Below are 12,180 nucleotides of genomic sequence, written 5' to 3'. Positions count from 1 at the left end.
GGTTCTAAAAACGGATCCTGTCTTTTATTAATTTTTAATCTTTCCAAGGAACTTTATTATTAAGCCACCCTCTTTCATTCCAATAATTAAAATCATTCTCTGTAAAAGTTTTCTTTTTATGCAAAGATTTCACTATTCTAAAAAATATCTTCGTTTTTATAGATGGTTTTACCTTACCATATTCTCTTTTAATTTTTTTGGCAGCAGATTCAATTTTTTTGGAAATAGATGATTTTATATCCTCTTTAACTCTATTCCAAGTTATTTCCCTCACAGCAAAACCATATTTATATATCTTTGCTGCCCCCCAAAAGAATGTACTATCTGCCATATCTTTACAAGTGCTTTTCATTCCACCACCAGCTGCAGTAGATATACATACAACCTGCTTTTTAAACATAGATTCATGAGGTCTATGAACTATCCATCTATAACCATAATGATCCAAAAAGGATTTCATAGCACCAGTTACATGATAAACATAAACAGGACTCGCTAATATTATTATATCAGCATTATCCATAGATTCTGTTATAGGTTTAAGTTTTTCATAATTTGGACATAATGTTTCAGATCTTAAAAAACAACTGTTGCATCCTGCACAAAAAGCATTAAAATCTCTAGGTAGAAAAAATTCGGTAATCTCGCCTCCTAACCTATCATAAAGTATCTTAGTGATATTGTATGTAGATCCTTTATGGCTTTGCCCATGAATTACAGTTATTTTCATTTTCTATTGTTATACCTTTTAATCTCTATTTATCTCTCTAGGAAAATCATATTCTTCTATAGGTAACATTTTAGGAGCCTTTTCTGATATATCACCAAGTTCTTTAGAATAAAAATACTCCGTTCCAGAAATCTTTTTGGATATATATTTTCTAAGGCTTGAAATATATATTGTAACTCCAGGGAAAAATCCTTCCATAGAAGTAATACTGCTATGAGATAATTTTTCAAATTCAGCACTCATTTCATCTCTTCTTGCTTCCAATCGAGAAGTTTCCCTTACAAGATTTGTAATTCTTTTTAATATATCTTTTATTCCTTCTCTTTTATTTACAGGTATTCTCTCTATAAATGCTTTAGGATTTTTGAAATACTCTGTACCTAATAGAGATTTAATTTTGCTAATTTCTTCTTTATTTGTTTTCACTGTAGTAACTATATTTTTAAACTCAGCATCAGCTTCAGCATCTCTTCCAACTGTAATAGTAGTTTTTGATTCGCTCATAGAACCTATACTTTTAGCCCAAACACCATTCAAAGCTTTAACATTTCCTCCAATAATAACACCTTTACCATCTAATACTATAATTCTATCATTAGTAGCTATCTCTGAATTAACAAGCTGCTGAGCTAATACATCTCCCTTACATATTATATTAGCATTTCTAATAAACTGAGAACACATTTTACCATTAACATTTATTGTACTATTAGGACCGCCTATTATACCACCTGAAACTATCAAATTTCCAGCACATTCTATATAAGCATCTTCTATATTGCCATGTACAAATATATCACCCTCAGTTTTTATTGAAAATCCAGGAGCAACATTATCTTTAATAATAAGAGATCCATTAACCTCTATATTTCCAGTTGATAAATCCACCTTATCTATCTCTGCTACAGTACTAACGGATAAAGTATTATTATGATTGCTTAATATTCCTCTCATACCGCTTCTAATAGTAATACCGTCATCATCAACTGTGACATTTTTACCTAATTTATAACAAGGATCCTCATCATAATGAGCTTCCATAAGAACATCATATATATCAAGTCCGTCAATAGAAGGTTGTTCAGGCATGAAATGGGCAATTTGTATGCCTGCCTCTATATTATGAATAAATCCTCTTTCTTTAAAATCCATAGCACCTGTTTCTGATTCCTTACCTGTATCAATTGTAAAGTCATAATCAAGTATAATTTTTTGAGTATTGCCATCTATGGGTTTTCTTCCCTCTACAAATACACACATAACACCTTCATCATATTTCAGATTATACTGAACAAGCTCAGCTATTTTATCATAATTAACCATTAACTTTATAGGTATTTCGGATATCATAATTTGTATTTCTTCAAGCATAAGTTGTTTTTTCTGAAGTTTTTGAGGAGGAAGAACCATTACACCTCTCCATTTATCTGCAACATTAATAACAGGTATAATAGAAACAGATTTCAATTCATCATAAAATACATATCCATAAGCTGTACTTTTATAGATACCAGTCATTTTATCGAATTTTACATTCTTACTAGCTTTTATTCCTTCTCTTCTTGAGATTGATTTTAATACAGCATCTCCGGGACGAACATAATTTTTTAAAAGCTCCTCATATAAAGTCTGATTACTACTATCAACATCTACAATTTGATCGTATATCTCTCTAGTATTGATAAGATTATCATAAAAAAATTCATAATTATTAGGATCGATTGATAATGTTGGTTTTATAATTTCTTTACCCATATATGCTCCTTAAAAACGACTCAATACAATATATTTTATTATTATATTTATTTTTTAGCTTTTCATTTTTTATTTACTTTCATTTTTATTTTTATTTTTATTTTTTACATAGGAAAAGCATAACATCTCCTACATTAAATAATTTAACATATTTATCAAAAAAGGATTTAATAACTTTATTAGTTTTTTTCTCTACAGGTATAGAACCCCAAGAAAAATCATTTATTATATTAAATCCAATATCTTTCATATATTTTGATAAAGTAGTTTTAGAAAATAGCCATAAATGCTGTGGCATAACTGCTCTCCAAGATCCCCCATATTTCTTGGCAAACATACCATCGGCATTAGGCGTTGTAATTGCTAAATATCCTCCCTTAGCCAATATTCTATAAACTTCTTTCAAAGTATCTGCAGGATTAGGTACATGCTCTATAACATGAGAAAAATGTATAAATGAAAAATAATCATCTTCAAACCCTACATCAATAAGAGGCTTTTCATGCACAACGATATTATAATTTTTTCTAGCATATTCAGCAGATGATGAACATATTTCAATACCTTGAGGATTATAACCCTTACTTTTCAAATAATTCAGCATCATACCTGTAGCACAACCTATATCAAGAACATTTTTATTTGGTAATTCGCTTTCTATCTTGTCAAAACCTATATCTTTCATAGCAAGCTTCATAAGTCCAAAAAAATTTTCTTGATTAGTTACCTCATATTCAAAATAATTATCGCTATATATATCATTTATTTCCTTCTGACTTAAAATAGGATATTGATATATAAGACCGCAATTTAAACATTTATTGTAGCTTACCAAATCAGTTTTTATATAAAGCTCAGATTTGGTACTACCGCAAAACTCACATTCTGTGTTTTCCACTGTACAACTCTCCAATATTATATTCGGAAAAAAAGATTGTTTCTTTATTTAAATATATTTACTGCATTTGAGATTATTTATTATTAACGGTTAATATTATTTCGCTGTTAACTCCTACAACCTCATCAGCTGCTGGAATTTGCGATAGCACTATATTATTTTCATACATATCATCACTAACATTAACCTTAGGAAGCAATTTTACATTTGTCATTGTACTTAGAATCTCATTGCTTATTACAGAAACAGCATCTTCATATTTTAAACCTGTAACATCAGGCATTTTAGTTAGAGCTTGTTCAGCCACATTAACCACTAAATATACTGTCCTTCCCCTCTTTACCCTTACACCACCTTTAGGCTCTTGACTAACAATAGTACCTAATGGATAATTATCAAAATAATGCGTTTGCACATTAAGATTCATACCCTCTTTCTCTAATAAATTAAATGCCTGAAATATTTCCTCGCCTTGTACATCTGGAAGAACAAAAGATTCACCGCCTGATTTTACAACTACAAAAACTATTATAGAAACTACAAATCCTTGTAAAATAAAAAGAAGAACAGCAAAAAGTATTAATCTTTTAAATACCATAAGAGATTTAGGATCGCTGATTATACCATCAGGAAGAATTAAACTAATAAACTTTTTTATTTTTAATAAAACTTTATGAAATATTTCTTTTATATTATTCATACTATGCAATTATACTCCGCTTTTTTAATTAAAATATTCTCCAATAGACAATTTATTTCCGCATAAAAACTCTTTTACAGTTTGTCTTTTCTTGCCTTCTCTTTGAAGTTCTTTAATGATATATATTCCATTCAATGCTTGTACATAAATACCATCATTCCTTATATCAACTATTTTTCCAAAATCATTACTGTTATTATTAATAATATAACCGCTATTAAAAACTTTTATAGAAATATTTTTACAAAAACAATAAGCTGTAGGCCATCTTACAAAAGCTCTAGTCATATTATGCAAATTATAAGCATCTTTTGAAAAATCTAGTTTGCCGTCTTCTTTTTTAATCTTACTGCAATAAGTTGCCAATGCCTCGTCTTGCTTAATCATATTAGATATATATTTATCAGTATCTTTAAAGAACTCCCTTAATATATATACACCGCTTTCCTTTATTCTATCATACAAATCATAAAATTGCCAATTATTATCTACATTAAACTCATGCTGAAGTATAATATCTCCCTCATCTAATTTAAAATCCATTTTTTGTAATGTAGTACCACTTTTTTCAATACCATAAAGTAAAGCATGCTCAACAGGGCTAGCTCCTCTAAGAACAGGTAATAGTGAACCATGAATATTAAGAGGCATGATTTTTGGAATAGACAATGTTCTCTTATTTAAGATTTTTCCATATGCTACAACTATAAAAAAATCTGGAGCAATATTCACTAAAATATCATAAAAATCATCTTTATTTATACTTTCAGGCTGAAATAGATTAATATTCTTTTCTAAGGCAATTTCAACTACAGGAGAATTGATAATATTTCCTTTTCTATCTTTTTTAGTATCTATCGGAGCTATTACCCCACTTAATTTAACATTATCTAATTCCATTAATTGCAAGATACAATCTCTAGTAAAATCAGTTGAACCAGCTACAATAACATTATACATAATACAAATGATTATATATTTTTATTGTTAAAAGTCAAATATAATTTAAAAATAACATTATTCTTCAATTATAGTTATACCTTTAACATCATATAAAAATTGTATGAATAGGTCAAATATGATAGGATCTATAGCTATTTTACTCTCTGTGAACATTTTCCTCATAAATAATATTACTTCCTGAGGATTTTTATTTCTTTCACCATGCATAAAAAGTAAAGTATCATATATATCCACAACCTCAAACATTTTAGCTGGAAAATAGGCAAAACATTCAGCATTAATTACATCATCTGTTTCAAAAGATATTAAAAAATCAACTTTATGTTTAGGATCATTAATCTTCTTATCAAAAAAATTCTTCATTATTCCGCTGCCATAACCATAACATTCATGATGAAGCCCTGCTATTAAACAAGATTCATCTTTTTGACTCAATACATATTTAAGAAAATAATAAGCCTTTGCTGTATGGAAATCTTTAAAATCTCCGTCTTTAATAAAATCATCTGTAGGAATAAAATCTATCATATTAAGCATAGCAACATCATGATAAAAAGCACCTATAGCATAACTTAATATCTCAGAATTTGTAAATTTTCTTATTCCAAGTTTATAAATATTTTCTAGTTTTTCTATACTCTTTACAAGATTAAATTTATCTAAAATAGTGTTATATTTTTCAAAATAAATATTCTTATATTCCTGTCTTAATTTACTACTTAATCCTTTATTAAATATATTATTATAATAGTATAAAAACTCTATCATAACTATACAAACTCTATTACTATGACTCAATATATTACTGTCATTGAGCATATCCATAGAATCAAAAATATCACGGAAGAAATATTCTTTCTCCAAGTATGTCACTATAGAACTCATTATATTTATAATCATAGTATCAGTTTCAGCTACTGTAGAATTCATTTGATTTTTAGATGAGCTTTTAATATATTTCAAATGCCTTATAAAATCTAATCTGCCTATGATACCCATACCTGTTAATAAACGCTCTATATTTACGGCTATTTCAGCAGTAACTTTATGAGCTTTAGACTCTAACTTTAACTGATCTAAATTTGGTTTTAATAAATATAATCTATTATTTGTTTTTTCTTTTACTATCTTATCTAAAAGTACATTATTAGCTGATTTTAATTTTTCATTTGATGCAGCACAATTTTTGTAAATATGATAAAAATATTCAAATTCACTATATTTATTATCATCCGAACCATCTACTACATTATTTTTATTGGTTTGAGGATTATTCAAATTAAAAAATTTAGTTGAAAATGATGATATATAATATTTAGCATCTTTAAGAAAGATATTATCTTTTTGTTCTAAAAGCATTTCAACAGAATTTCCTGGTACAATGATACTTATACCATTAGGATTAACGCAGGTAAGTTCTATATCCTCTTTAATAATCATTTCTTTCATTTCTAAGATTTTATCAAAATTAATTTCATAATATTTATTCATTGATTTGAACATAATTCTCTTCCTAAATTTATAATAAAAATAAATTATTAATTTTCCATTTCCTGTAAAATTTCATCTATATGTTTAAGCTGTCTGTCAGCTGTTTTATTATAATCAATCTCTCCCAATGCTATTTTGTACGCTTTATCAATAAGATTATCCATTTCAAGTTTAGCTTTATTCTTCATAACCTTTTGTGCTAAATCTTTAGTTATAGCCCATCTTTCTTTAGCCAAATTATAGAAAAATACCGCATATTCAAAACTTTTCTTTATATCTTCATCAAATTGAGAATTATAAAAATAATAATTCTTCTTATCATAAAGTCCTGCAAGATAAATATAATTTTGAGTTATGAGATAGTTAAACTGCATATGCATAAGATCTTTATATCTAGTATAAGCCGCCTCTGTTTCTATAATAGTTAAAGCCCTATTAACGAAATCAAAAGGAGCATTCAAAGCCCTCTCAAGATAATCTACATTCCTAAGCAAGTCATATTCAGCATAATAGGAAGGCAAAGCATAAAGCCTATAATAATCCTCAGCATAAACTATATAACCATAATCTTTTTTTTCGATTATAGTTGATTCTTTCATACCTATTTTAGGGTATAGATTTAGAGTAAATATAAAAATCAATAATAATATTATTTTTTTCATAAATTTATACTTATAACTAAGATGCTTTTATTATTAACGGTATAAATAGTATAATACTTTATCAATAAAATAAAACAGTTATTTTTGATTTTTTAGTTTTATTTTATAAAATCACAACAATATGTTTGAATAGTATAATAATAGTATATATTATTAAATATGAGAATTTTATTTTTCTTCAGCCTCTTTCAATATCTCGAATATAGAACTATTATTATTATCTTTTGCTATGTCTATAGGATATTTACCTATATTATTTCTAATTCTAACATCAGCTCCAGATAATACTAATTCGCTCACTATATCCACATCGCCTGAATTAACAGCCTTATGCAAAGGAGTATCTCCATTCTGATTCTGTATATTAAGATCAGGCTTCTTTTCTAAAAGCATTCTCACTATAGGAAGTTTTGAATTCTCAGCGGCAATATGTAAAGCAGTATTTCCATATTTATCAATAGAATTTAAATTTACTTTCTGTGTTAATAAAATTCTAGCGATATTTTCTGCACCACTTTTTGCTGCTATCATCAAAGGAGTATAACTTGATATTCCAGCATAATTTATATCAGCACCATTTTCTACCAATATCTGAAGTAAATCTACATTATCATTATTAATAGCATATTCAATTAAACTCTCTCCATCTTTAGTTACAACAGATAAATTAGCCTTATTTGCTATTAGTAATTTAGTAAGCTCAACATCATTATTCATAACGGCAATAGTCAAAGGACTGAATCCTCTGATGTCTTCTGCATTAATATTTGCCTTATTTTCTATAAGAAGTTTTATCATTTCATTTCTACTTGATTCTATAGGACTATTCATAGCATATAAAAGTGCAGTTTGTCCGTCATAGCTTTCAGCATTAACATTAGCTTTATTTTCTATTAATACTTTAGCAAGTTCAATATCTCCATTATTAGCAGCATACATTAAAGAAGTCCATCCGTCATTATCATATGAATTAACATTAGCACCATTTGTAAGAAGAACCTTTACAGTATCTATATATGAATTACCGCTTGCTATTAATAATGCATTTTTACCATTAACCAATCTGTTCAATACATTTTTATCTATATTTGATATTATTTTCTCTGTTATTTTAGCACTATCTGCTGCCTTCTGCTGCATTAATACTAAATCTGAAGGAGCTAAACTTGTATTATTAAATTTTGATCCTACTGCAGCCATTATAATATTACCATATACATCACTGATGCCTGCTTCCTCTATTTTGGCACCTTTTGATAAGAAATAGTCAACTAAAGCTGGATTAAGAGATAAAACAGAATTATAAAGTATAGTTATACCATCAGCATCTTTATAATTAATATCCGCACCATTATCTATTAAATAACGAACTATATTCTCATCACTGTTTTCAATAGCATAACCTAAAAGTAAAGGCTCTCTCTTTAAATCAAATGAATTATCTAAAAGAAGTTTTATCATATCTTTATTAGTTTGCGATACTGCATAATACATAGGATAATGATCTAAATATTTGCCAGTATAAGAACCATATACATTAGCTTTTCCTTCTTTTATAAGAAGTTCTGCTATTTTTGTATTATTATTGCTTATAGCCAATAACAAAGGAGAAATTCCTGAATCATTAACTATTTCTGTGTCTGCTTTATTTTCTATTAAGAATTTCACAGCTTTAATATTATTATTTTTAACAGCATAAAATAAAGGAGTTTCATTATTATTGCCTGTTTCATTAACATCAGCAGTATGATTATTAACCATTTCTCTTACTACTTTATCTCCGTATCTTTTATTATATATTTCCTCACTGTATATTTCATAATTTCTAACCAATTTATCCATATCAGATTTGCCTTTTATAAATAAGAACAAACCTACAATTATTCCTGCCCCAATAAGAAGTACAAATACAATGGCACAGGCTACAACTGCCACTTTAAATATATATTTTTTATTTTCTTCTACTTCTTTTATTTTATCTACTCTTTGCATACTGCTTGAACTTCTCAGATCATTAGAAGAGTTATTTAAATCATTATTGATTTCATTATTATTATCCAAATTTTCCATAAAACACCGCCTCTTTAAAAGAATTTGAAAAATATAATATCATATTTTTTATAAATTAAAAGATATTAATCAAAAAATAAATATACTGCTATTATTTAAATTACTGTAATGCAAAACTTCTAGTTTCTATATAAGGAGTTTCATCAGCAATATATGATTCTATAACCACAATATAATTACCTTTAGGAAGAGATGCCAAGTCCTCTTTTGGTATTGTAAGTTTGAATACATCATTTTCCAAAAAGCCATTATACTCCCTTTCTACTCCGTTCTGTAATTGAAGCAATACTTTTACTTTTGTATCAGGATCAGGAAGTTCTAATGCATTATCAGGATAGTTATATGAAGAAACATAAATATCTATATTCAAATCTTTATTTCTATTTGCTATAGCAGGTATTTCAATATCTTCTATTCTGCTCATCTTAGTTGATAACTTTTCAATCCAATACTCAGCTGTATATCCATAATCTTTGAATGCGGTTAATTCTATATAATTAGCCTTAGAATCTATTCTTGAAATAAAGAAAGGTCCATTTGATATATAGGCATGTCCATACTTATCTATAAAATCAATAGCAGCCTGATATCTTTTAATAGCCTCATCTTTTGTGATAAAATCTTCTATTCCAACAGGTATATATCCACTGTCTTTCATTTCAATTAACTTTTCTTTTATATCCGATACACAGATAGGATTTTTAACATCTATAGAAGTTAAAGACTGATCCTGAGAAATAGTATAAATATTTCCTGATTTTGATCCCTCAAGAACTATTTTCATTATAGCCTCATTTATCTCGAAAGGAATAACAGTATTTCTGTTAGGATTTCCTATTTTAGGACTGACAGATGCAATACCTATTTGTCTGTTCATATCCATAGGCCAATAATAATTTCCATAAATAGTAAAACTTCCGTCATCATTTATAACGCTTCCAACAGCATTATCCATAGCAGAAAGATATCTTCCAGCCATAGCAGAATCATAATACTTATCATTTTCATTAGTTTTAGTTATTATATTAGCAATGAACACACTTCCATACATCAAATCAACCAAAGATGACTGAATGCCATGATGCCATTTGAAAAATTTAGGTTTAAAGTCGCATTTTACATAAGCGGTAAGATTATCAGCCTTTTTATAAATGATTTCTCCATTTTCTACTTTTGTAGTTAAACCCTCTTCCCATTTCTGAGTATAAGGATTGTACATTTTAGCATTATTAGGAACTTTAACAGTACCAACAGGAATACCATTATTTCCAGCCATAACACCTATCTCTAAACTATTAGTATCAACATCGCCAAGTATGAATTCAGTTTTTGCTGTAGAAGGTGATTCAAATGAAGAGCCTGCATCAGAACAAGGTCCAATCATTATTGCCGAATATGCATCAGAAAATCCTCCTACACCTACAGGATCCCAAGGGCTTATAAATAATGAACCCTGAGCGGAATGCTGTAGAACCCTAAGCACTTTCTCGCCGTTTCTGTTAGGCTTTATATCCGCACTTCTTATAGACCAATCATTTATACCATCACCTACTCCGTAAAGCATTCTTCTATTAAATCTATCTTTATTTGCTACAAAAAACTGCATTTGAGAGTTTAAATATATTCTTACAGCATCCTCAAGTCCTATTTCCTGCAAACGCATATTACCATTCCAATATTCATCGGCAGTAAGAAACCAGCCATTAGAATTCTTATCACTTATTTTAGAAGCCTCTCTATTATCATAATTCCAAAACTCTGAAATATTTACACCTGGCATATAATTACCTTCTCTTACATACATCTGCCTCAATGTAACATCCCACCAAGCTCTTGTAGCACCTGCTCCCCAAGCTTCTGTTATAATATTCCATTCATAATCTTTAGGATCAGTTCCATATACTACCTGAGTGGATTTATTTCTATCATATAGTAACTTTTCTACTTTTATACCTGTCTTTTCTATTAAATCGGCTATTGCATTACCTGCAGGAAGCCTTCCTGTAGGATCATCAACCCTTATAACGAATTTAATTTTTACAGTTTCACCATTATATTTCCACCAACCATTTTCTTTTATTAACTTTCCTCTGTTTTCAGGTAAATTGGCAGCTTTTTCCATAGCTTTATTTATATCATTAATAGCTTTTTCTTGATTGCCATTATCTGTTATACCCATTTTTGAAGGAATAAGATTATATCTATAAGTACCGGGCTGACCTGGTGTTGCATGAGTAAATGAAGGCTGTCCTGCTCCTCTCAAAATTTCATCTACTAACTTTTTTCTATCAATTAAAAAATTCATGGCAAATCTTACTTCATTTATAGCCAAAGGATTAAAATGGGTTTTTCCGTCTTTAGTTGTAACTGTATACGGAGCTTTATTTGGTACAGGATTAAATAATAAAGACCAAGAACCTGAAGGAACAGCATAAGTATCTAATTTCTCCAAATCGCTTTCGCTTAATGATAAATAAATACCTCCGTCTATACCACTTGCCATTAAATCGGCTCTTCCATCTGCTACATCTTTAATGGCTATTGTAATATCAGTTCTCACTTCATATATTATTTTATCTATTAATGCCCCACTTCTATCTATTTCTTTTTGCTCTATATCATGCTGATTATTAGAACATGAAAATAATATCATAAAGAGTATTGATATTAATAGTATATTAGATGTTTTATTATTTAATTTCATTATTCAGCCTCATTTATTAAAGAATAGAACTTAACATAATATATAATAATAGCAAATGAGTTGTCATTATATTTTAATAAATCAGATATATAATTATTATAAAAAAATTTACTATTTTTTCAACGATTATTGAGTATTTTATTACAAAATAATTAATAATTTTTTATACCAAGTTAACATACTTCATAAATTTATAATTTAAACTTT

The 12,180-nt window shown here is 28.1% G+C and carries 9 protein-coding genes; all 9 read right to left on the bottom strand.

Features of this window, described 5'->3' with window-relative positions; all coding sequences use genetic code 11:
- Positions 1 to 34 precede the first annotated feature (34 nt).
- Positions 35 to 730, bottom strand: a complete 696-nt coding sequence (locus tag Q1J76_RS09585; RefSeq protein ID WP_300369847.1) for a flavodoxin family protein — start codon at positions 728 to 730, stop codon at positions 35 to 37.
- A gap of 18 nt (positions 731 to 748) precedes the next feature.
- Positions 749 to 2,485: a flagellar assembly protein A gene (locus tag Q1J76_RS09580; protein WP_300369846.1), complete on the bottom strand. Its 1,737-nt coding sequence runs from the start codon at positions 2,483 to 2,485 to the stop codon at positions 749 to 751.
- Between the two features lie 97 nt (positions 2,486 to 2,582).
- Complete coding sequence (locus Q1J76_RS09575) at positions 2,583 to 3,383, bottom strand: class I SAM-dependent methyltransferase (RefSeq protein ID WP_300369845.1); 801 nt, start codon at positions 3,381 to 3,383, stop codon at positions 2,583 to 2,585.
- Positions 3,384 to 3,456: 73 nt separating this feature from the next.
- On the bottom strand, positions 3,457 to 4,083 hold the full coding sequence (locus Q1J76_RS09570) for a PASTA domain-containing protein (protein ID WP_300369844.1): 627 nt from the start codon (positions 4,081 to 4,083) through the stop codon (positions 3,457 to 3,459).
- Positions 4,084 to 4,107: 24 nt separating this feature from the next.
- Complete coding sequence (gene fmt / locus Q1J76_RS09565) at positions 4,108 to 5,043, bottom strand: methionyl-tRNA formyltransferase (RefSeq protein ID WP_300369843.1); 936 nt, start codon at positions 5,041 to 5,043, stop codon at positions 4,108 to 4,110.
- A 57-nt stretch (positions 5,044 to 5,100) separates the two neighbouring features.
- Complete coding sequence (locus Q1J76_RS09560) at positions 5,101 to 6,549, bottom strand: hypothetical protein (RefSeq protein WP_300369842.1); 1,449 nt, start codon at positions 6,547 to 6,549, stop codon at positions 5,101 to 5,103.
- Between the two features lie 35 nt (positions 6,550 to 6,584).
- Positions 6,585 to 7,199 carry a DUF8513 domain-containing protein gene (locus Q1J76_RS09555; RefSeq protein WP_300369841.1) on the bottom strand — a complete coding sequence of 205 codons (615 nt, stop codon included), beginning with the start codon at positions 7,197 to 7,199 and terminating at the stop codon, positions 6,585 to 6,587.
- A gap of 168 nt (positions 7,200 to 7,367) precedes the next feature.
- Positions 7,368 to 9,269: an ankyrin repeat domain-containing protein gene (locus tag Q1J76_RS09550; protein WP_300369840.1), complete on the bottom strand. Its 1,902-nt coding sequence runs from the start codon at positions 9,267 to 9,269 to the stop codon at positions 7,368 to 7,370.
- A 100-nt stretch (positions 9,270 to 9,369) separates the two neighbouring features.
- Positions 9,370 to 11,973 carry an ABC transporter substrate-binding protein gene (locus Q1J76_RS09545; RefSeq protein ID WP_300369839.1) on the bottom strand — a complete coding sequence of 868 codons (2,604 nt, stop codon included), beginning with the start codon at positions 11,971 to 11,973 and terminating at the stop codon, positions 9,370 to 9,372.
- Between the last annotated feature and the right edge of the window lie 207 nt (positions 11,974 to 12,180).

This window comes from Brachyspira sp., assembly GCF_029258575.1.
GTDB lineage: Bacteria > Spirochaetota > Brachyspiria > Brachyspirales > Brachyspiraceae > Brachyspira.
Note: the sequence above shows the minus strand (reverse complement) of the source record. Positions and strands in the feature narration are given on the sequence as shown.

Coding starts and splice junctions, on each gene's coding strand:
- Q1J76_RS09555 (WP_300369841.1), bottom strand. CDS start 7,199: ATGAAAAAAATAATATTATTATTGATTTTTATATTTACTCTAAATCTA.
- Q1J76_RS09580 (WP_300369846.1), bottom strand. CDS start 2,485: ATGGGTAAAGAAATTATAAAACCAACATTATCAATCGATCCTAATAAT.
- Q1J76_RS09545 (WP_300369839.1), bottom strand. CDS start 11,973: ATGAAATTAAATAATAAAACATCTAATATACTATTAATATCAATACTC.
- Q1J76_RS09550 (WP_300369840.1), bottom strand. CDS start 9,269: ATGGAAAATTTGGATAATAATAATGAAATCAATAATGATTTAAATAAC.
- Q1J76_RS09585 (WP_300369847.1), bottom strand. CDS start 730: ATGAAAATAACTGTAATTCATGGGCAAAGCCATAAAGGATCTACATAC.
- fmt (WP_300369843.1), bottom strand. CDS start 5,043: ATGTATAATGTTATTGTAGCTGGTTCAACTGATTTTACTAGAGATTGT.
- Q1J76_RS09560 (WP_300369842.1), bottom strand. CDS start 6,549: ATGTTCAAATCAATGAATAAATATTATGAAATTAATTTTGATAAAATC.
- Q1J76_RS09570 (WP_300369844.1), bottom strand. CDS start 4,083: ATGAATAATATAAAAGAAATATTTCATAAAGTTTTATTAAAAATAAAA.